The 23,107-nt window shown below is 65.6% G+C and carries 25 protein-coding genes; 11 read left to right on the forward strand and 14 right to left on the reverse strand.

Annotation, left to right across the window (positions count from 1 at the left end; translation table 11 throughout):
• Window positions 1–116 precede the first annotated feature (116 nt).
• The 3 genes from P9875_RS12370 to P9875_RS12380 are packed head-to-tail and all read right to left on the reverse strand — an operon-like array spanning window position 117 to window position 3,575.
• Window positions 117–1,508, reverse strand: a complete 1,392-nt coding sequence (locus tag P9875_RS12370) for an LLM class flavin-dependent oxidoreductase (RefSeq protein ID WP_278318535.1) — start codon at window positions 1,506–1,508, stop codon at window positions 117–119.
• 3 nt (window positions 1,509–1,511) lie between these two features.
• Window positions 1,512–2,339 (reverse strand): MetQ/NlpA family ABC transporter substrate-binding protein, encoded by an 828-nt coding sequence (locus tag P9875_RS12375; protein WP_278318536.1) that lies wholly within the window; start codon window positions 2,337–2,339, stop codon window positions 1,512–1,514.
• A 21-nt stretch (window positions 2,340–2,360) separates the two neighbouring features.
• Window positions 2,361–3,575: an acyl-CoA dehydrogenase family protein gene (locus P9875_RS12380; RefSeq protein ID WP_278318537.1), complete on the reverse strand. Its 1,215-nt coding sequence runs from the start codon at window positions 3,573–3,575 to the stop codon at window positions 2,361–2,363.
• A 254-nt stretch (window positions 3,576–3,829) separates the two neighbouring features.
• On the opposite strand from P9875_RS12380, the gene ssuE reads away from it, so the two are divergent.
• The 5 genes from ssuE to P9875_RS12405 are packed head-to-tail and all read left to right on the forward strand — an operon-like array spanning window position 3,830 to window position 8,317.
• Window positions 3,830–4,450 carry an NADPH-dependent FMN reductase gene (gene ssuE, locus P9875_RS12385; protein WP_278318538.1) on the forward strand — a complete coding sequence of 207 codons (621 nt, stop codon included), beginning with the start codon at window positions 3,830–3,832 and terminating at the stop codon, window positions 4,448–4,450.
• 24 nt (window positions 4,451–4,474) lie between these two features.
• Window positions 4,475–5,485: a sulfonate ABC transporter substrate-binding protein gene (locus P9875_RS12390; RefSeq protein ID WP_423221837.1), complete on the forward strand. Its 1,011-nt coding sequence runs from the start codon at window positions 4,475–4,477 to the stop codon at window positions 5,483–5,485.
• A 22-nt stretch (window positions 5,486–5,507) separates the two neighbouring features.
• Window positions 5,508–6,668, forward strand: a complete 1,161-nt coding sequence (gene ssuD / locus P9875_RS12395; protein ID WP_278318539.1) for an FMNH2-dependent alkanesulfonate monooxygenase — start codon at window positions 5,508–5,510, stop codon at window positions 6,666–6,668.
• A 1-nt stretch (window position 6,669) separates the two neighbouring features.
• Window positions 6,670–7,461 carry an aliphatic sulfonate ABC transporter permease SsuC gene (ssuC, locus tag P9875_RS12400; RefSeq protein WP_278318540.1) on the forward strand — a complete coding sequence of 264 codons (792 nt, stop codon included), beginning with the start codon at window positions 6,670–6,672 and terminating at the stop codon, window positions 7,459–7,461.
• Between the two features lie 25 nt (window positions 7,462–7,486).
• On the forward strand, window positions 7,487–8,317 hold the full coding sequence (locus tag P9875_RS12405; protein ID WP_278318541.1) for an ATP-binding cassette domain-containing protein: 831 nt from the start codon (window positions 7,487–7,489) through the stop codon (window positions 8,315–8,317).
• Here P9875_RS12405 and P9875_RS12410 read toward each other — a convergent pair.
• Entirely contained in the window at window positions 8,274–8,984 is a 711-nt protein-coding gene (locus P9875_RS12410) for an HAD-IA family hydrolase (RefSeq protein ID WP_278318542.1), read from the reverse strand. The genes P9875_RS12405 and P9875_RS12410 overlap by 44 nt on opposite strands.
• 55 nt (window positions 8,985–9,039) lie before the next feature.
• Window positions 9,040–9,477, reverse strand: coding sequence for an META domain-containing protein (locus P9875_RS12415; RefSeq protein WP_278318543.1), 438 nt, complete (start codon window positions 9,475–9,477; stop codon window positions 9,040–9,042).
• A gap of 148 nt (window positions 9,478–9,625) precedes the next feature.
• Here P9875_RS12415 and P9875_RS12420 point away from each other — a divergent pair, with 148 nt between their 5' ends.
• From P9875_RS12420 to P9875_RS12440, 5 genes are all read left to right on the forward strand, one after another.
• Entirely contained in the window at window positions 9,626–10,576 is a 951-nt protein-coding gene (locus P9875_RS12420; RefSeq protein WP_278318544.1) for a hypothetical protein, read from the forward strand.
• Window positions 10,573–12,048, forward strand: coding sequence for a PLP-dependent aminotransferase family protein (locus P9875_RS12425; RefSeq protein ID WP_278318545.1), 1,476 nt, complete (start codon window positions 10,573–10,575; stop codon window positions 12,046–12,048). The genes P9875_RS12420 and P9875_RS12425 overlap by 4 nt, the downstream gene beginning before the upstream one ends.
• A gap of 124 nt (window positions 12,049–12,172) precedes the next feature.
• Window positions 12,173–13,351 carry a benzoate/H(+) symporter BenE family transporter gene (locus tag P9875_RS12430; RefSeq protein ID WP_423221851.1) on the forward strand — a complete coding sequence of 393 codons (1,179 nt, stop codon included), beginning with the start codon at window positions 12,173–12,175 and terminating at the stop codon, window positions 13,349–13,351.
• 85 nt (window positions 13,352–13,436) lie between these two features.
• A complete protein-coding gene (locus tag P9875_RS12435) occupies window positions 13,437–14,180 on the forward strand; it encodes a CPBP family intramembrane glutamic endopeptidase (RefSeq protein WP_278318547.1) in 744 nt (247 codons plus the stop codon).
• Between the two features lie 32 nt (window positions 14,181–14,212).
• A complete protein-coding gene (locus P9875_RS12440) occupies window positions 14,213–14,752 on the forward strand; it encodes a gamma carbonic anhydrase family protein (protein WP_278318548.1) in 540 nt (179 codons plus the stop codon).
• A gap of 4 nt (window positions 14,753–14,756) precedes the next feature.
• Here the strand turns inward: P9875_RS12440 and P9875_RS12445 are convergent, their stop codons facing one another.
• The 9 genes from P9875_RS12445 to P9875_RS12485 form a co-directional block, all read right to left on the reverse strand.
• Window positions 14,757–15,116, reverse strand: a complete 360-nt coding sequence (locus P9875_RS12445; protein ID WP_099379639.1) for a hypothetical protein — start codon at window positions 15,114–15,116, stop codon at window positions 14,757–14,759.
• A complete protein-coding gene (locus P9875_RS12450) occupies window positions 15,098–15,493 on the reverse strand; it encodes a helix-turn-helix domain-containing protein (protein WP_099379638.1) in 396 nt (131 codons plus the stop codon). Before P9875_RS12450 ends, P9875_RS12445 begins: the two co-directional genes overlap by 19 nt.
• 82 nt (window positions 15,494–15,575) lie before the next feature.
• Window positions 15,576–16,490, reverse strand: a complete 915-nt coding sequence (locus tag P9875_RS12455; protein ID WP_278318549.1) for an acyl-CoA desaturase — start codon at window positions 16,488–16,490, stop codon at window positions 15,576–15,578.
• Window positions 16,490–16,807, reverse strand: a complete 318-nt coding sequence (locus P9875_RS12460; RefSeq protein ID WP_034782889.1) for a DUF3144 domain-containing protein — start codon at window positions 16,805–16,807, stop codon at window positions 16,490–16,492. Before P9875_RS12460 ends, P9875_RS12455 begins: the two co-directional genes overlap by 1 nt.
• Window positions 16,808–16,877: 70 nt before the next feature.
• Window positions 16,878–17,378, reverse strand: a complete 501-nt coding sequence (locus P9875_RS12465; RefSeq protein ID WP_278318550.1) for a gluconokinase — start codon at window positions 17,376–17,378, stop codon at window positions 16,878–16,880.
• Between the two features lie 2 nt (window positions 17,379–17,380).
• Window positions 17,381–17,884, reverse strand: a complete 504-nt coding sequence (locus P9875_RS12470) for an OmpA family protein (RefSeq protein ID WP_099402427.1) — start codon at window positions 17,882–17,884, stop codon at window positions 17,381–17,383.
• A gap of 16 nt (window positions 17,885–17,900) precedes the next feature.
• Complete coding sequence (locus P9875_RS12475) at window positions 17,901–19,172, reverse strand: diguanylate cyclase domain-containing protein (RefSeq protein ID WP_176388290.1); 1,272 nt, start codon at window positions 19,170–19,172, stop codon at window positions 17,901–17,903.
• Complete coding sequence (locus tag P9875_RS12480) at window positions 19,169–19,750, reverse strand: YfiR family protein (protein WP_278318551.1); 582 nt, start codon at window positions 19,748–19,750, stop codon at window positions 19,169–19,171. The genes P9875_RS12475 and P9875_RS12480 overlap by 4 nt, the downstream gene beginning before the upstream one ends.
• A 194-nt stretch (window positions 19,751–19,944) precedes the next feature.
• Window positions 19,945–21,597, reverse strand: a complete 1,653-nt coding sequence (locus tag P9875_RS12485; RefSeq protein WP_278318552.1) for a Na+/H+ antiporter — start codon at window positions 21,595–21,597, stop codon at window positions 19,945–19,947.
• 190 nt (window positions 21,598–21,787) lie between these two features.
• Here P9875_RS12485 and P9875_RS12490 point away from each other — a divergent pair, with 190 nt between their 5' ends.
• Window positions 21,788–23,086, forward strand: coding sequence for a cytochrome c (locus P9875_RS12490; protein ID WP_278318553.1), 1,299 nt, complete (start codon window positions 21,788–21,790; stop codon window positions 23,084–23,086).
• The last annotated feature ends 21 nt before the right edge of the window (window positions 23,087–23,107 follow it).

Below are 23,107 nucleotides of genomic sequence, written 5' to 3' on the forward strand. Positions count from 1 at the left end.
TCACTTCAGCATTAGCATGTACTCGGCCAGGGTGGGTATGACGTTGATGGCGCCGCTGGCGGCCAGTTGCAAGATGGTTCTGCGTTTCATGAAGTCCTTGAGGTAAGAGTGATGCGTCAGGCTGCCAGCGCAGATTCGGACGCGGGTGCAATGCTGACCTGCCGACCCGCATGACCGGCCGGCAGGCGCGGGCCCAGGCCGAAGACTTTGTGGCGCAAGCTGCCTTCCTCGTACTCGGTGCGGTAGCGGCCGCGCCGCTGCAGTTCCGGCACGATGTGGGTCACCACGTCGGCCATGCTGTCGTGGGCCACGGCGAAGGCGAGGTTGAAACCGTCGATACCCGTTTCATCGAGCCAGTTTTCCAGCTGGTCGGCCACCTGGCGCGCATCGCCCACCAGCACCGGGCCGCGCCCGCCCAGGCCGATGTATTCGGCCGCTTCGCGCACCGTCCACGTGCGGTCCGGGTCGGCCTGGCTGAACGAGGCCAGCGCCGAGCGGCCGGCCGGGGAATCGATGTAGTCGATGGTGGCGTCGAGCGGGTAGCGGCTGAAATCGACGCCCGTCCAGCCGGACAGCAGCACCAGGGCCGCCTCGATATTCACGTGGCGCAGGTAGCCGGCGTGCTTGGCGCGCGCTTCTTCCTCGGTGGCGCCCGTGATGACGAGCGCTTGCGCGTAGATCAGCAGCGCGTCGCCATCGCGCCCGCTTTGCCGCACGGCGGCGCGCAAGTCGTCGGCATAGCGCTTGACCACCGTCTTGCTGGGGCCACTGACAAAGGTGGCTTCCGCGTGGCGCGCCGCGAAGCGCGTGCCGCGCGGCGAGGTGCCCGCCTGGTACAGCAGGGGCGTGCGCTGCGGTGACGGCTCGCACAAATGGATGCCGGGCACCTGGTAGTGGCGCCCGGCATGGTTGATCGGATGGACTTTGGCGGGATCGGCGTAGATGCCGCGCGCCTTGTCGTTGACGACGGCGTCGTCGTCCCAGCTTTTTTCCCACAGCTTGTAGACGACGTCCAGGTATTCGTCGGCCAGGTCATAGCGCTCATCGTGGCCCAACTGCTGTTGCAGGCCCAGGTTGCGCGCCGCGCTGTCTAAATAGCCGGTGACGATATTCCAGCCGATGCGCCCTTTCGTCAGATGGTCGAGGGTGGAGATGCGCCGCGCGAACGTGTACGGGTGTTCATAGGTGAGGGCGCAGGTGACGCCGAAACCCAGATGCGTGGTCGCTTGCGCCATGATGGGCACGAGGGCCAGCGGGTCGTTCAGCGGCACTTGCACGCCATGTTCCAGGGCCGCATCGAGGCTGCCCCGGTACACGTCGTACACGCCCAGCACATCGGCCAGGAACACCGCGTCGAACAGGCCCGCTTCCAGCAGCTGCGCCAGTTCCGTCCAGTGCGCGGGGTCCGTGTAGCGGTGGCTGCGGTCGCGCGCATGCGTCCACAGGCCCGGCGACTGATGGCCGACGGTATTCATCTGGAAGGCGTTGAAGCGTATCGTCTTTGCCATGGCTTATTTTGCTGCCGTCTGCAAGGCTTGCTGGTAGTCGGGTTTCGAATAGCCGGCAAAGTGTTTATTCGTGATGTCGAGGAATTCGCGCGAGCGGTAGGCGGCCGTCAGATCCTTGGCGAACTGCTTGTCCTTGTCCGCCGTGCGGATGGCCACCAGGTTGATGTAGTTGGGCGAGATTTTCTCGGCCACCAGCGCCTCCGTCAGCTTCAGCCCCGACGCCAGCGCGTAATTGCCGTTGATGAAGGAGTAATCGGTGTCGCCCAGCGAGCGTGGCAGCTGCGCCGCTTCCAGCGGCAGCAGCTTGATTTTCTTCGTGTTGACGGCGATATCCTTTTCCGACGCGCGCACGGGGTCGAAGCTGGCGCGCAGCTTGATCCAGCCCAATTGGTCGAGCAGCACCAGCGCGCGCGCCTGGTTGGTCGGGTCGTTCGGCAAGCCCACCGTCGTGCCTTCCTTCACGTCATCCAGCGTCTTGTGCTTCTTGCTGTAAATGGCAATCGGCGCCGTGGGTATCGTGATCAGGTCCGTCAGGGCCAGCTTGTGCTCCAGCGCGAATTTCTTCAGGTAGACGATGTGCTGGAAGACGTTGGCGTCCAGCGAACCCTCGGCCAGCGCGAAGTTCGGCTGGATGTAGTCATTGAATTCCACCAGCCTGACCTTGTAGCCCTGCTTTTCCAGGATAGGCTTGATGCCCAGCTTGATCTGGTCCGCGTACGGCCCCGCGCTGGTGCCGATGGTGATGTCTTTCGGGTCCTTGGCGTGGACGAAGCTGCTCGCCAGGGCGAGGGTCAGGGCGGTGAGAAGGATGCTGCGGCGGGCGAAGGTCATGGTGGCTCCTTGGTGGGTAAATTATGAATACGCGGTCGGCTCGGGCACCGTGCCGGTCAAGGCAAAGCGTCCCAGGTCGCGCAGCTTGTAGTCGATGGGGTCGTGCAGGGTATGCACGCGCACGTTGCGCCAGTAGCGGTCGTAGCCATACTGGGCCGAGGTGGAACGGGCGCCCGTCAGTTCGAACATCTGGCTGCTGATGTCCAGTCCCGCCTTGTGCGCCAGGCATTTGGCTTCGGCCACGGCCACGGCCAGCAAGCCCCGTTCGCGCGCCGTCACCAGCGCCCCCTTGCGGAACACCTTTTCCAGTTCCTGCGCCGCCAAGTCGGCCAGCACTTGCGCGGGGCGCAGCAAGAGCCACAGCTGGCCGTAGCGGTGCTGCACCAATGGGTCGTCCGTTGCCCTGGCCACGCCCGAGGCAAACCACGCTTTCGCCTGCTCGTCCGTGTACTGGCGCGCCGCCTCGAACGCGCCTTCGGCGATGCCCAAATACAGATTGGCCATGATCAGCTGCGCGATCTGCGAGCGCACGGTCGCTTGCGGCGTGGCGGCCTGCGCGGGCGCCTGCAGCACCAGCTCCCGCGGCAGGGCGACACCTTGGAAATGCACGTTGCCGCTGTCCGTCTGGCGCTGGCCGAAGGCGTCCCAGTCCGCCTGCACGGTGATGCCATCCTGGCGCGTGGGCAAGGCGGCGATCAGCGCCGTCTGCGTGGGCGCATGCCAGGCGGAGACGGTCAGCCAGTCGGACCCCACGGAACCGGAAGAAAAACTCTTGATGCCGTCGAGGATATAGCCGTCGTCGCTGTCGGTGGCCGTGACCCGTTTGTCGAGCGGGTTCAAGGCATTGCCCCAGAACAGGCGCTCGTCGACGGTCAGGGTGAGCAGGCGGCGCTGCTGCTGCGCGCTGCCATACAGCTGCAAACCGGCCAGCTGCAAATGGTGGAAGCCGAAGACGTGCGCCAGCGCGCTGTCGGCCCGCGCCAGGATGCGGATCACCTGGTAGACGAGGGGCCACGACGCACCCTGGCCGCCGAATTCCACGGGGATCGACAAGGTGAGCAAGCCTGAATCGCGCAGCCATTCACGCTCCTGCGCCGCATGGCCGCCGGCCTGGTCGCGGGCATTGGCCGTTTCGGCCAGGCGCGCGGACAGCGAGGTGGCGATGCGGATGGCGTCCTGCAGGGGTTCCGGCACAGGCGGCTGGGGACGGGCGGCATGGAGAAAAACGCTAGACATGGGTGACATTCCAGAAAGACGATGACGCCGATATTGCACCGCCAGGCACACGCCGTACACGAAGAAAACCGCGCATGGATATGCGGAAAAAGCCAGGCGGGGAGCGGCGCCTTCGCTTGCGGGGCGTCAGGCCCGGATAGTCAAAAAACGCATATCGAAGCGCGAAAGCATTCGTTTTGCCGGGCGGCTGATGGCGATAGGCTGCAAGCATCCGAGCAACGCCACTTTCGACAACCTACAGGGACGGGCATCACATGAGCATCTTGTTATTGGGCGGTAGCCCGCAACTCCCATCGAGTTCCAGCCGCCTGCTGCTGCATATCGGCGAACAGCTGGCGCTGCAAGGCCACAGCTACGCCAAGCTGCATGTGCGCGACTTGCCGGCGCGTGCCTTGCTGCTGGCCGACTACGACGATGCGGCGATTGCCCGCGCCGTGCGCGCCGTGGCCGATGCCGACGCCATCGTGATCGCCACACCCATCTACAAGGCGTCGTATACAGGGCTGCTGAAAGCCTTCCTCGACTTGCTGCCGCAAGATGGCCTGGCCGGCAAGCTGGTGCTGCCGCTGGCCACGGGCGGCGGTCATGCCCACACCCTGGCGCTCGACTATGCGTTGCGTCCCGTGCTGCATGCGCTGGGCGCCAAGCAAGTCTTCACGAGCATCTATGCCAATGCACAGCAGCTGGCGTGGCACGAAGAGCGGGGACTGAGCCTGGATGCGCCGATTGCCGCACGCGTGCAGGCCGGCATCGAGGAACTGTCCACGGGCCTGTTCGTGCTGCAGGGCCGCCGTCCGCCCGCGCCAGCCGAGGTCTCGCACCCCGTGCGTTCGCTGCAAGAGCAGCCTTACGCCCCTCAGTATCAAGCCGCCTGATTATTCACCGACCAAGGAACTTCCATGACACACCGCCACGCACAACGACTTTCGCGCCGTACCACTTTGGGCCTGCTGTTTGCCGCCGCCGCCGGCGTGATGGCGGCCGGCATGCCGGTCGCGGCGCAGGCGCAAGCCAAAGGGGAGGTCCAGGTGCAGGTGCAGGTTCGCATTGGCTACCAGAAATACGGCACCCTGACCCTGCTGAAAGGGCGCGGCACGCTGGAAAAACGCCTGGCCGAGCAGGGCGTGGGCGTGAAATGGACGGAATTCCCGGCCGGCCCCGTGCTGCTGGAAGGCTTGAACGTGGGTAGCATCGATTTCGGCACCGTGGGCGAGGCGCCGCCGATCTTCGCCCAGGCGGCCGGCGCCAATCTGGTGTATGTCGGCAATGAGCCGGCGTCACCGGCCAGCGAAGCCATCGTCGTGCCCAAGGGTTCAGGCCTGCGCACCCTCGCCGACTTGAAGGGCAAGAAAATCGCGCTGAACAAAGGCTCGAACGTGCACTACCTGTTATTGAAAGCGCTGGAAAAGGCCGGCGTCGCGTACGCCGACATCCAGCCCGTGTTCCTGCCGCCCGCCGATGCGCGCGCCGCTTTTGAACGGGGCAGCGTGGATGCGTGGGCCATCTGGGATCCATTCCTGGCGGCCGCTGAAAAGCAGCTGGGCGCGCGCGTGCTGGCCGATGGCAAGGGCCTGGTGGCGAATTATCAGTTTTATCTGGCTTCGCGCACGTATGCGGAAAAGCATCCCGAGATCCTGCGCATCGTGCTCGATGAAGTGGCCAAGGTCGACGACTGGGGCCGCAACAACCCGGAGGAAGTGGCGACGATCCTGTCGGCACAGACGGGGCTGGGCAAGGATGTCGTGGCGCTGGCCGCCTCGCGCTATGCGTATGGCGTGAAACCCGTGTCGGTCGACGTCATCGCGTCGCAGCAAAGGGTGGCCGATGCGTTTTCCAGCCTGAAGCTGATTCCGAAACCGATCGTTGTCAAGGACGCGCTGCTGCCCGTCAAGCAAGTCGCCACCAAATAAACAAAGAGAGATAGAGAACGCCATGTCATTGAATATATTCTGGTTCATCCCTACCCACGGCGACAGCCGCTACCTGGGCACGTCGCAAGGCGCGCGTACCGTCGATGCCGATTATTTGTGCCAGGTGGCCGTGGCCGCCGACACGCTCGGCTACGACGGCGTGCTGCTGCCGACGGGCCGCTCCTGCGAAGATGCTTGGGTGGTGGCCTCGTCGCTGATCAGCGTGACGCAAAAGCTCAAATTCCTCGTCGCCATCCGCCCCGGCCTGTCCACGCCCGGCCTGGCCGTGCGCATGGCGTCCACGTTTGACCGCCTGTCGAACGGACGCCTCTTGATCAACGTCGTCACGGGCGGCGACCAGGGCGAGCTGGAAGCGGACGGCCTGTTTGCCGACCACGCCAAGCGCTATGAAATCTCCGATGAATTCATCAAGGTGTGGCGCGCCACGCTGGCGGGCGAGGGCGGCGCGGCCGGCTACGATTTCGAGGGCAAGCATATCCAGGTAAAGGGCGCGAAAACCCTGTATCCGCCCGTGCAGAAGCCGTATCCACCGCTGTATTTCGGCGGCTCGTCGGAGCCCGCGCATGAACTGGCGGCCGAACAGATGGACGTGTACCTGACGTGGGGCGAGCCGCCTGCCGCCGTCGCCGAGAAAATCGCCGACATCCGCGCGCGCGCGGCAAAAAAAGGCCGCACAGTGCGGTTTGGCATCCGATTGCACGTGATCGTGCGCGAAACGAACGAGGCGGCCTGGCGCGCGGCCGATGAACTGATCAGCCATCTGGACGACGACATCATCGCCAAGGCACAGGCGGCCTTCGGCAAGATGGATTCCGTGGGCCAGCAGCGCATGGCGGCCCTGCATGGCGGACGGCGCGACAAGCTCGAAGTGTCGCCGAATCTGTGGGCCGGCGTGGGCCTGGTGCGCGGCGGCGCGGGCACGGCCCTTGTCGGCGACGGCCCGACGGTGGTGGCGCGCATGCAGGAGTACGCGGACCTGGGTATCGACACCTTCATTTTCTCGGGCTACCCGCACCTGGAAGAATCGTACCGCTTCGCCGAACTGGTGTTCCCCTTGCTGGGCAAGGGCAAGGCCGTGGGTGAGCAGTCCTTGAGCGGCCCCTTCGGCGAAGTCATGGCGAGCAATATCTTGCCTGCCGCACCGCAGAAAAAGGCGGCCTGAGATGGCGGCCGGCTCCATACGACGGGCAGGCGGCGCGCCGTGGCGTGATTCGCTGGCGCCGTGGGCCTTGCCCGTGGCGCTGCTGCTGGCCTGGCAGCTGGCGGCGCAGTGGGGCTGGCTGTCGAGCCGCATCCTGCCCGAGCCGTGGGCCGTGGCGAAAGCCTTCTGGCACCTGGCCGTGTCGGGCGAATTGTGGCTGCACCTGAAAACAAGCTTGTGGCGCGCCACGGTCGGTTTCGCCATCGGCGCGGGACTGGGCTTGCTGCTGGGCTTATTGACGGGCAGCTTCCGCCACGCGGAAACCCTGCTCGACACGACCCTGCAAATGGTGCGCAACATCCCGGCCCTGGCCCTGATCCCGCTGGTGATCCTGTGGTTCGGCATCGATGAAACGGCCAAGCTGTTTCTGCTGGCCGTCGGCGTGTTCTTTCCCGTCTACCTGAACACCTTCCACGGCATCCGTTCGGCCGATCAGGGCTTGATCGAAATGGCGAAAAGCTATGGCTTGTCCGGCTGGCCCTTGTACCGCGACGTGATCCTGCCGGCCGCCATGCCGTCCATTCTGGTCGGCGTGCGCTTTTCGCTGGGCCTCGTGTGGGTGCTGCTGATCGTCGCCGAAACCATCTCGGCGCAGGCCGGCATCGGCTACATGACCATGAATGCCCGCGAATTCCTGCAAACGGACGTGGTGCTGGTGGGGATTTTGCTGTACGCCTTGCTGGGCAAGCTGGCCGATCTGTTCTCGCGCCGGCTGGAACGCCACTGCCTGCGCTGGAATCCCGCTTACCGATAGTGACGAAATGAGGAAAGAAACTACCATGCTGCTTGCCCCCATCCAGATCGAAACGGATTTTTTGTCGCACTTCGTGCAGTACGACCCGGCCAGCGCGCCGCCGCAGGCCAAGGCAGCCCCGCAAACTCCCCTGGCGCGCCGCGGCGTGCCTTTGGAACTGACGCAATTGAGCAAGGCCTATGGCGAACGTCCGGTGTTGAAAAACGTCGACCTGCAGCTGGAAGCGGGAGAATTTGTCGCCATCGTCGGGCGCAGCGGCTGCGGCAAGAGCACCTTGCTGCGCTCGATCGCGGGGCTGGAAAGCGTCGATGACGGTAGCATCGCCATCGGCAGCGGCGTGGGCGCGCCCGACATCCGCATTATGTTCCAGGAATCGCGTTTGCTGCCGTGGAAGACGGTGCTCGACAACGTGGCCCTGGGGCTACCCCGCTCCGTCGGTGCGGCGGCCGCTTCGCTGTGGACGGTGGGCCTGGCCGAACGGGCGGACGACTGGCCGTCGGCCCTGTCGGGCGGGCAGAAGCAGCGCGTGGCGCTGGCACGCGCCCTCGTGCACGAACCACAACTGCTGCTGCTCGACGAACCCCTGGGCGCGCTCGACGCCCTGACGCGCATCGAGATGCAGCAGCTGATCGAGTCGCTATGGCTGGCGCGCGGTTTCACGGCCGTGCTAGTGACGCACGACGTGGCCGAAGCCGTGGCCCTGGCCGACCGGGTGCTGCTGATCGAGGATGGCCAGATCACCATGGACGTGCCGGTGGACTTGCCGCGCCCGCGACAGCGCGGCCATGCGGCTTTCGCCGCGCTGGAGCAGGCTATCTTGTCGCGCGTGCTGCAGCCGTCTCGGCCAGGACAATAAAACCGTCGGCATCGACGGTTGCCACGATGCGCTCGTAGCTGGCGATGGCAGGGTGGCGCGTGGCCAGCGGGTGCGCGTGCGTGGCGGTGACGACGATGACTTTCGCGCCAGCCGCTTCGCCCGCCTCAATGCCGACCGACGCATCTTCGAACACCAGGCAGTCGGCTGGCGCCACGCCCAGTTTTTCAGCGGCCAGCAGATAGCAATCGGGTTTTGGTTTGCCGGCCTTGACGTCTTCCGCCGTCACCATGATGGCCGGTATCGGCATGCCGGCCGCCTTCAGGCGGGCAGTGGCCAGTGCCCTCGGCGCCGAGGTGACGATGGCCCATTGCGCGGGCGGCAGCGATTCCAAAAAGCGCAGCGCGCCCGCGATTTCAATAATCCCTTCCACATCGATGATTTCCGCATCCGTGATGCCCTGCGACTCGCGCTGCGCGTCGACGCCGGGCAAGCGCAGTTTGGCGATGGTGTCGACCGAGCGCGCGCCGTGGATGGTGGGCAGGAACGCCGCCACATCGAGGCCCTGGCGCTGCGCCCAAGTGCCCCAGATGCGTTCGGCGGCGGCGATGGAATTGATGACGGTGCCGTCCATGTCGAACAGAAAAGCGCGATAGCGGCCGGCGGCCGATGGTGTCGGGGATGAAGACGGCGAGGGCAGTGCGGACATGGCTTCCTTCCAGATGATGGGCTGGAAGCCATTGTAACGGCAGGCGATTTTTATTTCACAGGTAGACCGATTCAAACCTGGCCACGGGCGCGCCATCTTTGAGCAGGATCAGCTTCTCGCCCTCGAGCTGGTAGCCCGTCACGCTGTTCAAATTGGCCAGCACGGCGCTTTCCAGCTGCATCAACGGCGGCGGGCAGGCCATGCGCGTGCCAGCCAGCTGGGTGAAGCGCAGGGTCCTGCCGGCCACGGTATAGCCGCCCATGACGCGGTTGCAGCCAGTGAAACCGGTGACCTTGCCATCGTCGGTGAGGGTAATGCGCACTTCGCGCTCCTGCTGCGGCGCCATCGCCACGGGAGTCCCATCGAGCTGCGTGAGCTTCCAGTAGGTATTCGTCAGGCTGGCGTTCGGCTTGGCTCTGTCGCTGGTGGCGGCGCAACCGCCGGCCATGGCGATGGCGGCGGCAAAAGCAAGGTATTTCAGGCGCTGCGGCATGGGATGCTCCTGTGAGGGGGAATGCCTGCAGACTAGCAGGTTTTTCGCACCGTTCAGCACACGGCAGCGGTGATTGTTTCCATTTTGCCAGTCCTGGCATTAAACTCATGCTTTCTATTGTTTTAACTTTGATCGGGGAGCCGGGCCGATGCTGCAAGCGCAAGCGCTGGATAATCGACTCGTCGCCACCACTGCCGACGATGTGCTGGTCGACCGTATCGTGCCCGGCGCGCCGCTGGTGATCGCCTTCGGCTTCGTTTCGTGGACCACGCGTCCCGCCTTCGATTTTTACGGGCGCCTGAGAAAACTGGAACAGGCCAGCGGCCAGCATCTGAATAAAATTCTCGTGCGCGATTCGGGCAATGCCTGGTACCACCGCCGCATCGCGGGCCTGGGCAACCACGTCGACGAGACGGCGCAAGCCCTGCGCGAGCTTGTGCGCCGCATCGCACCGAGCCAGGTCACGACCGTCGGCCAGTCCATGGGCGCGTATGGGGCCGTCATGTATGGCTTGCTGCTGGACGTGCAGCAAATCGTCGCCTTCGGGCCGTTGTCCTTCCTCGAGGTGCAGCAGGCGCGCTTGTACCATGAGCTGCGCTGGCTGCCCGTGATGGAGTCGCTGGCGCAAGACCCGCCGGCGTCCGGCTACTACGACCTGGCGGCCCTGTGCCGCGCCAGGGCGACGGACGCCATGCAGCTGCATCTGGTGTTCGGCACGCGGCCCGACGCGGCCCGACCGGATGTAGCTAACCTTGGCGCCAGCGCCAGCGAATCGGTCAACCTCGACGCCATGCACGCGCAGCGCCTGGCTGCGTTCGGCCGCTGCACCTTGCACCCGTATCCGCAGTCGGGCCATGCGGTGGTGCAGCACCTGATCGACACGAAGCGCATCAACGGCTTGCTGGCCACATGCATACTCGGTCTCACGCTGGAAGATGAACCGATGCCGGAGATCGGCGCGGCATGGCAGGACTGGGTGGCGGAAAACCTGCGTTTGGGCTGTGCCGGCGAACAGCTGGTGGCGGTGCTGCAGCAGCACGGTTTTTCGCTGGCCAGCAGCAGGGCGGCCGTGGATGCCGTCCGCGCCAAGGCCACATGACGCCGCAGTTCGAACTCGATACCCTGAAAATGCGCATCGCCGCGCCGGAACTGGCGGCGCTCGACTTGCGCGTGCGCGTGCAGCGCGCGCTGCGCCAGTTGATACTCGATGGCGTGCTGGCTCCGGGCCTGCGCCTGCCGGCCACGCGCGTGCTGGCGCAATCGCTGGGCGTGTCGCGCGATACGGTGGAAATGGCGTATGCGCAGCTGCGCCTGGACGGTTATATCGAGCGCCAGGCGGGATCGGGCAGTTTTGTCTCGCCGACGATAGGCGCGAGCCTGCTGGGCAAGCATTCGCAGGGGCTGGCGCCCATGTCCGCGCAGCCGGTGGCCCTCAGCGCGCGCGGCGCACAGATTATCGCCAGCGGCGGCGTGGCCGACCAGCAGACCGTCAAAGCTTTTGCCACGGGTTTGCCGGAAACGCGGGCCTTTCCGCTTGACGTGTGGGAGCGCTTGCGGCGCCAGGCGGCCGGCGAACACCGTGCCGGCATACTGCTGCACGGCGACCCGCAAGGCGCCGAGGCTTTGCGCCAGGCCATCGCCGACTATGTGAATCTGGAGCGGGGCGCGCGGGCCACGGCCAGCCAGGTGCTGGTGCTGAGCAGCACGCGCCAGGCCCTGTATCTGTGCGCGCAAGTGCTGGCCGATGCGCATGGCCCGATATTGATGGAAGACCCCGGCTATTTCGGCGCGCGCAAGGCGTTCGAGATGGCGCAGCTGCGCGTCGTGCCCGTGCCCGTCGATGCGGATGGCTTGTCCATCGACCACCTGCGGGCGGACCGCAGCGGCGCCAACACGGTGTATGTGACGCCGTCGCATCAATACCCGACGGGCGCCACCCTGGCGCTCGAACGCCGCCTGGCCCTGACCGCCTGGGCGGCCGAGCGCCAGGGCTGGATCATCGAGGACGATTACGACAGCCAGTTTCATTACGCAGGTTTGCCGACAGCGTGCGTGCAAGGGCTCGACACGCAGCAGCGCACGATTTACCTGGGCACTTTCGCCAAGTCGCTGTATCCGGGACTGCGCATCGGCTACATGGTGCTGCCGCCGACGCTGGTGAAACCGATGATCCATGCGCGCAGCATCCTCGATGGCCACACGCCGCAACTCGATCAAATGACACTGGCCCGTTTCATCGCCGATGGCCATTTCGCGGCCCATGTGCGCGCCATGCGCAAGGTCTACGCCGTGCGCCGCGATGCGATGGCGCAGGCCGTGCAGCGGCACTTGCCGCACGTCGTCACGGCGCAGCTGCCGCCGGGCGGCTTGCAGATGCCGTGTCTGCTGCACGAGGGCAGGGACGAGCTGGACACGATACGCCTGGCGGCGCAGGCGGGCATCGCGCTGCCGGGCCTGAGCCGCTTGTACGCGACGCCGCCGGCGCGCGGCGGCTGGCTGCTGGGCTTTGCGGCCTTGACCCCGCACGAGATCGACAGCGGCATCGTCCGCCTGGCCCGCGCGCTCGGTTAATGTCGTCAAAGTGGTCTGTCGCATGCGCTTAAAATGGCCTGCTTGGGCAGTCCATGTGACCATTAATATGCTCGCTTTCAATGGCAGAGGCATATACATGACAACCACCACAACAAGCGCCGCCATGGCCGACCGGGCGCGCTGGCGCGACCTGGCGTCCCCCACCATGGCCGCCTTCATTTCCGTCCTCGTCAACTATGGCGGCACCTTCGTGCTGGTGTTCCAAGCGGCCCAGCTGGCCCAGCTGAGCGCCGCGCAGACGGCGTCCTGGGTCTGGTCGCTGAGCATCGGCGTGGGCGTGACGGGCATCTGGCTCAGCTACCGCTACCGCGCGCCCATCATCACGGCCTGGTCCACGCCCGGTGTAGCCTTCCTTGCCACCGTGATGCCGCACACGCCGTATGCCGAGGTGATCGGCGCCTATATCATTTCCGCCATTGCCTTCATTCTGCTGGGCATGTCCGGCGCCTTCGAACGCCTCGTGCGGCTGATCCCCGGTGGCATCGCGGCCGGTCTGCTGGCCGGCATCCTGCTGCAGTTCGGCGTGAACGCGTTCGGCGGCGCCAGCGCCGATCCCGTGCTGGTGGTGGTGTTGCTGTTGTCGTACGCCGTGCTGCGCCGCTTTACGGCACGCTTTGCCGTGGTCGGCATCATGCTGATCGGCCTGGCCCTGCTGCTGGCGCAGGGGCGCATCGATGCGCAAGGCATAGCACTGGCCCTGGCCGCGCCCGTGTTCGAGATGCCGCGCTTTTCCGTGGCGTCCCTGCTGGGCGTGGCGCTGCCCCTGTTCCTGATCACATTGACTGGGCAATACATGCCCGGCATGCTGGTGCTGCGCAATGACGGCTACCAGGTCAGCGCCAATCCCATTCTGACGGTGACGGGACTCGGCTCGCTGCTCATGGCGCCGTTCGGCGCGCATGCGTTCAACGTGGCCGCCATCACGGCCGCCATTTGCACGGGCAAGGATGCCCATGCGGACCCGTCGAAGCGCTATGTCGCGGGCCTGGCTTGCGGCGTGCTGTACATCCTCGTGGGTATCTTCGGCGTCACCCTGGCCAGCCTGTTCATGGTCTTGCCGCGCCCCTTCATCACGGCGCTGGCGGGCCTGGCCTTGCTGGGCGCCATCGGCAATAGCCTGGCGCAGGCGATGGCGGACGTGCGCATGCGCGAAACGGCCCTGATTACTTTCCTGGCGACGGCCGCGAACGTGACCCTGCTGGGCGTGGGCGGCGCCCTGTGGGGGCTGGCGGCGGGACTGGCGGCGCATGGGCTGATGCATGGCTGGCGCAAGGCGGCATAGCAAGACAGGTTGCTCATGTTGCCCGCCGCCGCATACAATTGCTGCGCCCGTGCCCGTTGGCACCGTCCTTTTCCCGATGTGAGCGATGGCCGACCTGACTTCCCTGGCGCAGTATCTGCTGGCAATCACGCCCGCCTTCCTCGTCTGCGCCGCCTTGCTGTTGGCAACTCCACGTACTGTGCCACATTCGGTGCCGCTGCTGCGCGTGCTCGTGCACATCCTGTTTTTCGTGCTGGCGCGCGATGCGATGACGGCGCACGGCTACTGGCAAGTGGCGGCGGGCGGCTTGCGCTTCACGGCGCCGCCGCTGGTCTTGCTGGCGCTGGGCGCCATGTCGCTGGGGCTGGTGGTCTCCACCTGCTGGCTGGAAAGCGAGGCGCGTCGCCAGATCCACTGGCTGGGCATGCGCCCGGCCCTGTCCGTGCTGCTGGGCGTGGCGGGCGCTTGCCTGATCGTCGCGCTGGCGACGGGCTTGAAAGCGCTGTTTGGCTTGCCGTCCCTGCCGACCGTCGCGCCATCCGCGCTGCCCTTGCTGCTGGGTTTTGCGCTGGCGGCCAACTGTTATGAGGAATTGCTGTTTCGCGGCTTGCTGCAGCAGCAATTGCGCGCCTGGCTGCCGGCCTGGCGCGCGGCGCTCGTGTCGGGCCTGCTGTTCGGCCTGTGCCACGCGTTTCTTGCCACCACCGTCACGCAGGTGGGCGCGCCCATCCTCGTCTTCACCGTGATCGAAGGCGTGGTGGCGGGACTGGTATATTGCCGTGCCGGCTTGCTGGGCGCGTCCCTGGCGCATGGCCTGGCGATTTTTGCGCTGGCCGCCGGCTGGGTGTGAATATTTACTAATTAATGAAAAGCGAGAAAGCGATGCCTGTCAGTTCCTACCTGAATACCCGTCCCGTCCTGGGCGAGCGCGTCTACCTGCATGACACGGCGCAAGTGATTGGCGATGTGCAGATCGGCGACGACTGCTCGATCTGGTGCAACAGCGTGCTGCGCGGCGACGTCAACCGCATCGTCATCGGCGAAGGCAGCAATATCCAGGATTTTTCCATGGGCCATGTGTCGCACAAGAATGCGGCCAAGCCCGATGGTTCTCCCTTGACCATCGGCAAGTACGTGACCATCGGCCACTCCGTGATCTTGCACGGCTGCACGATTGGCGACGAGTGCCTGATCGGCATGGGCAGCATCGTCATGGATGACGTGGTGGTGGAAAAGCACGTGATGCTGGGCGCGGGCAGCCTCGTGTCGCCGGGCAAGGTGCTGGAAAGCGGCCATCTGTACGTGGGCCGCCCGGCCGCCAAGGTGCGCGCGCTCACTGAAGCGGAGATCGTCTACCTGCGCTATTCAGCGGAGCACTACGTGCGCGTGAAGAACAATTACCTGGCTGGCGAGCCAGGCTGATGCGTCAGGCTGGCGCCGTGGCCAGCGCATTGATGCGTGCCGCCATGGCGCGCGCATCAGGCACGCCCAGTACCAGGCGTGCCCATTTTTCGCCTTGCAATTCGATGACCAGTGGCTGCATGCCGCGCGTCATGAAGACGAACTGGCGGTCACCGCCTTTGTGGTAAGTACCCGCCGAAATGACTCCCGGCAGGTTGGTGCCCGGTGCGCGCAAGCCCAAGGCCGCGCCACGGAAACCGTCATCGTCGGTGGCGCCACGCACATGCCGCAGGGGAATGCACAGGTTGCCGTGGAAGGATGCCAGCTTTTCCCACAGGGCCAGGCGGATGGTCAGTGCATCGTCGTTCAATTCGAGGCTGGGCATGGTGTCTCCTTCGGTGGTTGATCCAGATGGCTTAACAGGCGTTCGCCCAGCAGGCGGGACGTATCGGCGCCTGTGTCCAGCACGGCTGCACGGCACAGCGCCGTGATCGCGGCGTCAGAGGGCGCCAGTTCCTTCAGGGCGATGATCAGCAAATCGACGGCTTCTTCCCGCGCCGGCCAGCCAGGCTGCAGTGCTTGTGTCAGCACGCGCTCAAACAGATGGCGCTTGGAGCCGAAAGCCTTGTACAGGCTGCCACGCAGCAAACCCGTCGCCTTGACCAGGTCATCGATCGACGCGGCGTTGTAGCCCAGGCTGCCAAAGACAGCGGCGGCCTGGCTGGTCACGGTGGCTTCGTCAAAGTTGCGCGGTCTGGCCATGGTAGCGGTGCAAAGTGTGCGGCGGGGCGGGATGCCCCGTGTCTGCCACCACTATAGGCATTGGTGAACGATTGGTCAACAACTATCTGCGGACAGTCGTTTCGCGCAGTTCCGGCCGCGGCGCCAGGTCTTGCGGCAGGCGCAGGGCGGACACGAGGCCCAGGCGCCGCAACAGCAGCAGCATCCACCAGCCCGGGTCCCATTCGCCCGGCAGCAGGCCCAGCCTGGCTGAGCCCGGATACGCGTGATGGTTGTTGTGCCAGCATTCGCCCATGGTCAGCAGCGACGTCAGGCGGATATTGCGGCCTTGCACGGCGGCGCCGTCGACGTAAAAATGCATCTGTCCATGGTTGTGGGCGAAGTAGCCGATCAGCCAGTGGCCGAGCACGCCGGCGCTGACCCGCGCGCAGACGCCCCAGCAAACCAGGCCCCAGCCACCCCAGACGTAGAACAGCACGGCCCACGGCAGTTGCTGCAGCATCCAGCTTCTTTCCAGAAAGCGGTAAAAGCGGTCGTGCGCGATGCGCGCTTCGATGGCGATGTGCGGCGGGTGGTCGAGATCGAGGCGGCAGAACAATTGCCACCAGGCATCGCGCCAGAAGCCGGCGCCGTGGCGCAGATAGGGGTGGCAAGCGGGCAGGCGCTGCGCATAGTCGCGCAGTTCGTGCTGGCGCAGCAAGGCCAGCGGGCCGCTCAGGCCCACCAGTACGCCCAGGTACACGAGCAGGTATTCCAGCCATTTTGGGCATTCAAAGCTGTCGTGGATCAGCTTGCGGTGGCTGCCCAGCGAGTGGCCGAACAGCAGGACGATGGCCGTGCTGACGATAAACAGCGCCACGCCCGTCCAGCTGAAGAAGCACAGGGCGCCAGACACGGCGCCGGCCAGCATGGCCGCCAGCCATAGCGATGGCAACGGCGCAAAGCGCACCGTGCCGTCCAGCACGCTGTTGGCGTGGCTGGCGCGGGCGCGGTGGCCATCCAGGCTGGCCGCCGTCATCAACCCTTGGGGGCCGACGACGGTTGCGTGTACTTGTCGAAGTTGGTGATGTAGTCGTTGAAGTTGTCGGTCAGCATGCGCTTGTACTGTTCCGTGAAGAAGGCCACGGCGCCTTCCTTTTCTTCCTGCATCTTGGCCACGTCGTTGCTCTTGCTGGCGACGAGGAAGGCGTTGAAGCGGGCAGCTGCGTACAGCAGCGAGGTGGCCACTTCATTGCCTCCGCTGTGCATGCATTGCTCATTGGCCAGGGCGATGACCTGGTCGGCGCGTTCCCAGAATTCCGGGCCCGGTGCTGGTTTTGTCGTTGGTGTGCTCATAAAATCCCTCATGAAAGTGCGCGCCAGTCTACACAGGGGGGCGCGGGCTGTCCAGCCGCGCGGCCGCCGCTCAGGGCGCTTGCAGGATCTGTTCCACCAGCACGGCCAGCGGCTGGCGGATGTCGAGCACGATGCCGGCTTCGTCCGCCTGCAGTGGCTGCAGGGTGGCCAGCTGGCTGTCGAGCAGGCTGGCCGGCATGAAATGGCCGGGCCGCTGCAAGCGGCTTTCCAGCACGGCGCGCGGGCCGTCCAGGTGGACAAAGCGCAGGGCCGGGTCGCCTGCGCGCAGCACGTCGCGGTAGGCGCGCTTCAGGGCCGAGCAGGAGACGACGAGACCGCTGCCTTGCGCGCGGGCCGTGGCGATGCGCTCGCGCAGGGCGGCCAGCCAGCCGGTCCGGTCGCTATCGTCGAGTGCGATGCCGGCCGCCATCTTGGCCACATTTTCCGGGGAATGCACGTCGTCGCCTTCCACGTAGGGCACGTGCAAGGCGTCGGCCAGCAGGCTGCCGACGGCGCTCTTGCCGCAGCCGGACACGCCCATCACGACCCAGCGCACGGCGGGCACGCCCATGATCAAGGCGCCGACACGATGACGGTGACGCGGCGGTTTTCCGCCTTGCCCGTCTTGCTGGCGTTCGAGGCCACGGGTTTACTCATGCCCAGGCCCTTGACGGTGATGTTGTCGCGCGGAATGCCCGAGGCGCTCATGGCGTCGGCCACCACGTTGGCGCGCGCCAGCGACAGCTTGTCGTTGTACGCTTCCGTGCCTTCGTTATCCGTATGGCCTTCCACGCGCATGTGGGTGATGCCCACTTTCAGCAGGGCGGCGCTGATTTTCTGGATGGCGACGCGGCTGGGCGGGATCAGCTTGGCGGCGTCGAACTCGAACAGCAGCTTGTCGGTAAAGCTCAGTTCCCAGCCTTCGTCCGTCTGGTTGAAGCCTTGTTCCTTCAGGGTGGCGACTTGCTCGGCGTTGAACACGGGTTTGGTCTCTGGCGTGCTCTGGCAGGCGGCCAGCAGGCCCAGCATGAACAAGCCGAGGAAGCCTCGGCGTAATTGCGTGTAGATGGATTGCATGGTGTTGCTCCTTGGTTCAGGGGTGAATATGGGGTTGCGGCAGGCGCGCGACCTGGCGCGTGCCGCGTTGCGCCTGCTTGGCGCGGTACATGGCTTCGTCCGCCGCGCCCACCAGCGAGACGGCGTCGATGGCGTGATCGGGGAAGACGGCCACGCCGATGGTCAGCGAGCTGACGATGCTGTTGCCTGTAGGCAGTTCAATGGCTTGCGCCATGGCGGCGATGATGTTGTCGGCGATGTGCATGGCGTCGCTGCTGTTGCGCAGCGGCTTGAGCAGGATGGCGAATTCGTCGCCGCCCAGGCGCGCCACCAGGTCGCCTTCGCGCAATTGTTGCTTGATGCGCGCGGCGATCGTCACCAGCACCCGGTCGCCCGAGGCGTGGCCGAAGGTGTCGTTGATGTATTTGAAACGGTCGCTGTCGAGGAACAGCACGGCCACCTTGCCATTGCCGACCCGCGCGTCGAGGATGGCGCGTTCCAGTTCCGCTTCCATGAAGGCGCGGTTCGACAGGCCCGTCAGGCTGTCGTGGTTGGCGCGGTGCGACAGCGAGGCGTGTTCCTTCTGCAGATGGCTTTGCCATGCTTCCAGTTCGTCGAGCAGGGCGTTGAAGTCGTCATTGATCTGGTTCAGTTCGGCGATATTGGCTGGCGGCACGCGCAGTTCGAACGAGCGGTCGCGCCGCACGCGGTGCGCCGTTTCCGCCAGGTGGCGCAGCGGCGACGTGATCTCCGTTTCCATGCGGCGCGACAGGCGCACGGCGACGACCAGGCTCAGTACCAGGCAAGCGAGCAGGCAGGACAGGCCGCTGAGCAGGAAGGGCAGCAGGCTGCGGCTGTGCGGCACCAGCTTGATGCTGCCGATGGCCTGTTCATTGCGCGTGATGGGGAAGGTCAGCGAATCGGGCAGCATCCAGCCCGTCAGCGCGCGTTCGATGTAGTAGCGCGTGCCGTGTTCGCCCCGTTCCCAGCGGGCCAGCACCTTGCCGGCCATGTCGCTCACTTGCGCCTGGTCGATATCTTCATTCACGCCGATCAGGGCCAGCGCTTCCCTGGCGGCCATGGAGTCGCCAAAGACGACGGCCCCTTCCACCGTGTAGCTCATCGAGCGGGCCACCAGGCGCAGGTTCTGGTCCGAATACACGCGCAGGGCCAGCAGCGCCACGGCCGTCAGGGTCAGGCCGGCCGCCAGCACGGCGATCAGCGACACGCTCAAGTGGGCGCGCCGCAGCACGCTGTCGAGCGTGGGGCGGGGCTGGCGGGCAGGCTTGTTGTTCAGGCGGGCGCTCATGGCGGCGGTCCCTTGCGACGTGCAATTTGCAAGGCGTTTGGATGCACGCGCAGGCCGCTGCGGGCGATGGCGTCGAGGTTGACGTCAAAACCGATCTGCGCCTCGTTCAGGCGCAGGCAGAACATGGTGCCCACGGTGCAGGAGGTGCCCGGTTCGGCGACCGACAAGATCGGCTTGCCGATGATCTGCGCCAGCAGATGCTCGCGTTCGCCCTCGGGCAGGCTGCCCATGTAGACGACGTCGCATTCGCCGGCCGTGCTGGCCACCGCCGGGATTTTCACGCGGATGCGCTGGCCCAGGCTGGAAGCGGGCTTGTCGACGATGGCCGCGCCGTAGCGGGGCGCACCGAGCATGCAGACGCGCACTTCCTGGCGCACCACGGGCCAGCGCACATAACTGATGATGCCAAACAGGACCTGGGCCACCTCGGCGGGACGCCTGGCGTCGGCCGCCGCGCCCGTTTGCGCCCACGCCGCGCGCGGCGCCAGCACAGCGCAGGCGAGCAGCGAGGCCAGCAGCACGGCAGCGAGCAGGACGGGCGGCGCGGGGCGCTGCCGGTGGCGGGAAGAGGAGGGCACGGCGTCGGTGTCTTTATGCAGGTCGGGTGGCTATTCAAATAGTTACGCAGCAACACAGACTCTACGGAAGTCCCAGTTGAAAGTAAATCACGGCGCTACGCCATAAACCTTGCATTATAAACACGAATGTTAAAACTTGCATTCTTTGCCATGAGAATTACTTATCAACACTGCCATGCCGCCTCAAAGTGTTGCTATTCTTCCAATGTCGCTTCCAGCAAGTCGATTTCGCGCAGCAGGCGCAAATGGATGGTGTCGTCCAGTTCGCCCGAGATGCGGCGGCGGAACAGTTCGTCCCGCTCGGCATTGAGCGCTTCCAGGCGCAGCGCCCGCTCGGCCTTGGCCAGTTCCTGCAGCCGCATCGCCTCGTCGTTGCTGCTTTCGCCATACGCGAGGCGGCGCCCGTAGGCTTCAATCAGGCGGTTGGCCGCCTCCGTGACGACTTGCTGCTTGTCATTCTTGTCGATGCCTTCGCACACTTTTTCCAGCCGCGCGATGGCCGCTTCGGCGGCGGCGGCGCGGGCGTTGCGCTCTTCCGTCGAGCGGCGCGCGGGCGGCGCGAACACCAGGCCCTTGGTCAGCAGGGGCAGGGTGACGCTGGCCAGCAGCAGCGACAATAAAATCACCCCCATGGCCAGGAAGATGACGAGGTCGCGCGCGGGAAAGCGCGTGCCGTCGGGCAAGAACAAGGGCAGGGTCAGGATGCCGGCCAGGGTCAGCGCGCCGCGCACGCCCGCGAACGACGCCACCAGCAGCAAGCGCAGGCTGGGACGGGCCAGCAGCGCCGCGTCCTTCGATTCGCCCGCCACCTTCTTGTGGTGCTTGAACAGGGTCAGCTTCATGGAAATGAAGACCCACAGGAAGCGCATGAAGGTCAGTCCCACCGTGATGGCGATGACGAACAGCGGCAGTTTCCAGGCGCTGCCGGCGCCGATTTCGGCGGAGGCGGCCGGCAAGCCGGCAACGGTGGTGGGCAGTTGCGCGCCCAGCATGACGAAGATCACGCCATTCAGGACCAGTTGCACGGTATCCCACACGGCCTTGCGCTGGGTGCGCGTGGCGGCCAGCGGACGGCCGATCAGGTCGGCGTAATGCATGGACACGCCGGCCGTGGCGGCGGCCAGGATGCCGGAACCGTGGATTTGTTCGGCGCCCAGGTAGGCGGCGAACGGGATCAGGATGCTGATGAGAATTTGCAGGCCCGGCTCTTCGCCGACCTTGCTCACCAGCCATTTATTCGCCAGGCCCACGCCCCACGAAATGGCCAGGCCGATGATGATGCCGCCGCCCGCTTCCTGCAAGAAACTCAGCGAGGCGGCGCCGATGGAAAAGCCGCCCGTCATCATGGCGCCCACGGCAAACGTGAAGCAGACGAGGCCCGACGCGTCGTTGAGCAGGGATTCGCCTTCGAGGATGTGCATCAGACGCGGCGGGATCGGGTTGCCGGCGGCAATCGCCGAGACGGCCACGGGGTCCGTCGGCGACAGGATGGCGCCCAGCGCGAAGGCGACGGCCAGCGGCACGCTGGGAATCAGCCAGTCGATGAAAAATCCCATGCCGAGCACGGTAAACAGCACGAGGCCGATGGCCAGCATCAGGATCGAGCGCGCGTCGGAAAAGAAGGCGCCCTTGGGAATGCGCCAGCCATCGAGAAACAGCAGCGGCGGGATGAAGAGCAGGAAGAAAATGTCGGGATCGAGCGGCACTTGCACGCCAAACACGGCCAATCCCGTGCCGCCGGCGATCTGGATCAGCGGCAGCGGCAGCCTGACCCAGCGCGAGCGGGCGAGAAAGCCGCACAGGACGACGGTCAACACGAGGATGAGGATGATGGTAACGGTATGCATGAAGGAGCGGCGGCGTGCTGAAACGCTGATTATAAGGCGCAGCCCGCCTGCGGGCAGCACCTGCGTGTCATTGCGTACATACAACAAGTCACAATCGCGGTAAGATTCTCCCATTCATTGCCACAATCTGCCCTGCTGCCGCCGTCCGTGCGCGGCAGGCGCGTGCCTGGCCTCTTACCGGACTCCTGTTTTGCTCAAGAAAATCTTCACCGGCTTGCTGCTGTCGCTGGCATTGCTCATCGTGGCGGCCCTGGCCGCGTACCTGTATTACTGGCGCCCCGCGCTGGCGCCCATCGATCCGCCTGCCGCCACGGCCTTTTCCCCGCAAGTGGTGGAGCGTGGGCGCATCCTGGCGGGCATGGGCAATTGCGCCGCCTGCCACACGGCCAAGGGCGGCGCCGAGTACGCGGGCGGCCACGGCCTGGCCACGCCGTTCGGCACGATATACGCGACGAATATCACGCCGGACAGGCAAACGGGCATCGGCCGCTGGTCGCTGGCCGCCTTCCAGCGGGCCATGCGCGAAGGCGTGGGCCGCGATGGCGCCCATTTGTATCCCGTCTTTCCGTACACCCATTTTAATCTTGTCTCGGATGCCGACCTGACGGCCCTGTACGCGTATGTCATGACGCGCCCACCCGTGTATGCGGTAGCGCCCGCCAACAGCGTGCCTTTCCCCCTGAACTTGCGTCCCTTGCAGGCAGGCTGGAAGCTGCTGTTCTTCAAGCCAGCCAGCTTTCAGCTGAACCCCGCGCAAGGCCTGGACTGGAACCGGGGCCGCTACCTGGCCGAAGGCCTGGCCCATTGCGCCGCCTGCCACACGCCGCGCAATGCGCTGGGCGCCGAGCTTGCGGGTTCGTCGTATCTGGGCGCGTCCATCGACCACTGGTATGCGCCGGCCTTGACCAGCGCCAATACGGCGCCCCTGCCGTGGACGCAGGACGAGCTGTACGCCTTTTTGCGCACGGGGGCGACGGCCCTGCACGGCGTGGCGGCAGGCCCCATGTCGGCCGTCGTGCACGAAGGCATGGGCGCTTCGCCCGATAGCGATATCCGCGCGCTGGCAACGTATTTTGCCGGCGTGGCCGGGGCGGAGCAACGCCAGGTCGATACTGATACCGTGGTGAAAGCTGGCATCGCCCGCTCGCAGCGCGTCAGCCTGGTCGACAATGACCGTGGCGCCAGCCTGTACGTGGCCGCCTGCGCGGCTTGCCATTCGAACAGCGATGGCAAGCCCGCGGCGCTGCGGCCGGAACTGAGCCTGAACAGCGCCGTCAGCGCGCCCGATCCCGCCAACCTGATCCAGGTGATATTGCACGGCTTGAGCAAGGACGAAGCCATGCCTGGCGTGCTGATGCCCGGTTTTGCCGCCTCGCTGACGGACAATGACGTGGCTCAACTGGCCGCCTATCTGCGCCGCAGCCGCAGCCACCAGCCGGCCTGGACGAATCTGGAAGCGGCCGTGGCGCGCGCGCGCGCCGGCAAGTAATTCTTGAAAGTTTCTTATGTA

The organism is Janthinobacterium rivuli (assembly GCF_029690045.1).
Taxonomy (GTDB): domain Bacteria; phylum Pseudomonadota; class Gammaproteobacteria; order Burkholderiales; family Burkholderiaceae_D; genus Janthinobacterium; species Janthinobacterium rivuli.

Coding starts and splice junctions, on each gene's coding strand:
- P9875_RS12430 (WP_423221851.1), top strand. CDS start 12,173: ATGGCCGACCGGGCGCGCTGGCGCGACCTGGCGTCCCCCACCATGGCC.
- ssuD (WP_278318539.1), top strand. CDS start 5,508: ATGTCATTGAATATATTCTGGTTCATCCCTACCCACGGCGACAGCCGC.
- P9875_RS12465 (WP_278318550.1), bottom strand. CDS start 17,378: ATGGGCGTGCCCGCCGTGCGCTGGGTCGTGATGGGCGTGTCCGGCTGC.
- P9875_RS12470 (WP_099402427.1), bottom strand. CDS start 17,884: ATGCAATCCATCTACACGCAATTACGCCGAGGCTTCCTCGGCTTGTTC.
- P9875_RS12375 (WP_278318536.1), bottom strand. CDS start 2,339: ATGACCTTCGCCCGCCGCAGCATCCTTCTCACCGCCCTGACCCTCGCC.
- P9875_RS12380 (WP_278318537.1), bottom strand. CDS start 3,575: ATGTCTAGCGTTTTTCTCCATGCCGCCCGTCCCCAGCCGCCTGTGCCG.
- P9875_RS12435 (WP_278318547.1), top strand. CDS start 13,437: ATGGCCGACCTGACTTCCCTGGCGCAGTATCTGCTGGCAATCACGCCC.
- P9875_RS12390 (WP_423221837.1), top strand. CDS start 4,475: ATGACACACCGCCACGCACAACGACTTTCGCGCCGTACCACTTTGGGC.
- ssuC (WP_278318540.1), top strand. CDS start 6,670: ATGGCGGCCGGCTCCATACGACGGGCAGGCGGCGCGCCGTGGCGTGAT.
- P9875_RS12445 (WP_099379639.1), bottom strand. CDS start 15,116: ATGCCCAGCCTCGAATTGAACGACGATGCACTGACCATCCGCCTGGCC.
- ssuE (WP_278318538.1), top strand. CDS start 3,830: ATGAGCATCTTGTTATTGGGCGGTAGCCCGCAACTCCCATCGAGTTCC.
- P9875_RS12460 (WP_034782889.1), bottom strand. CDS start 16,807: ATGAGCACACCAACGACAAAACCAGCACCGGGCCCGGAATTCTGGGAA.
- P9875_RS12415 (WP_278318543.1), bottom strand. CDS start 9,477: ATGCCGCAGCGCCTGAAATACCTTGCTTTTGCCGCCGCCATCGCCATG.
- P9875_RS12410 (WP_278318542.1), bottom strand. CDS start 8,984: ATGTCCGCACTGCCCTCGCCGTCTTCATCCCCGACACCATCGGCCGCC.
- P9875_RS12370 (WP_278318535.1), bottom strand. CDS start 1,508: ATGGCAAAGACGATACGCTTCAACGCCTTCCAGATGAATACCGTCGGC.
- P9875_RS12425 (WP_278318545.1), top strand. CDS start 10,573: ATGACGCCGCAGTTCGAACTCGATACCCTGAAAATGCGCATCGCCGCG.
- P9875_RS12485 (WP_278318552.1), bottom strand. CDS start 21,597: ATGCATACCGTTACCATCATCCTCATCCTCGTGTTGACCGTCGTCCTG.
- P9875_RS12420 (WP_278318544.1), top strand. CDS start 9,626: ATGCTGCAAGCGCAAGCGCTGGATAATCGACTCGTCGCCACCACTGCC.
- P9875_RS12450 (WP_099379638.1), bottom strand. CDS start 15,493: ATGGCCAGACCGCGCAACTTTGACGAAGCCACCGTGACCAGCCAGGCC.
- P9875_RS12475 (WP_176388290.1), bottom strand. CDS start 19,172: ATGAGCGCCCGCCTGAACAACAAGCCTGCCCGCCAGCCCCGCCCCACG.
- P9875_RS12440 (WP_278318548.1), top strand. CDS start 14,213: ATGCCTGTCAGTTCCTACCTGAATACCCGTCCCGTCCTGGGCGAGCGC.
- P9875_RS12405 (WP_278318541.1), top strand. CDS start 7,487: ATGCTGCTTGCCCCCATCCAGATCGAAACGGATTTTTTGTCGCACTTC.
- P9875_RS12455 (WP_278318549.1), bottom strand. CDS start 16,490: ATGACGGCGGCCAGCCTGGATGGCCACCGCGCCCGCGCCAGCCACGCC.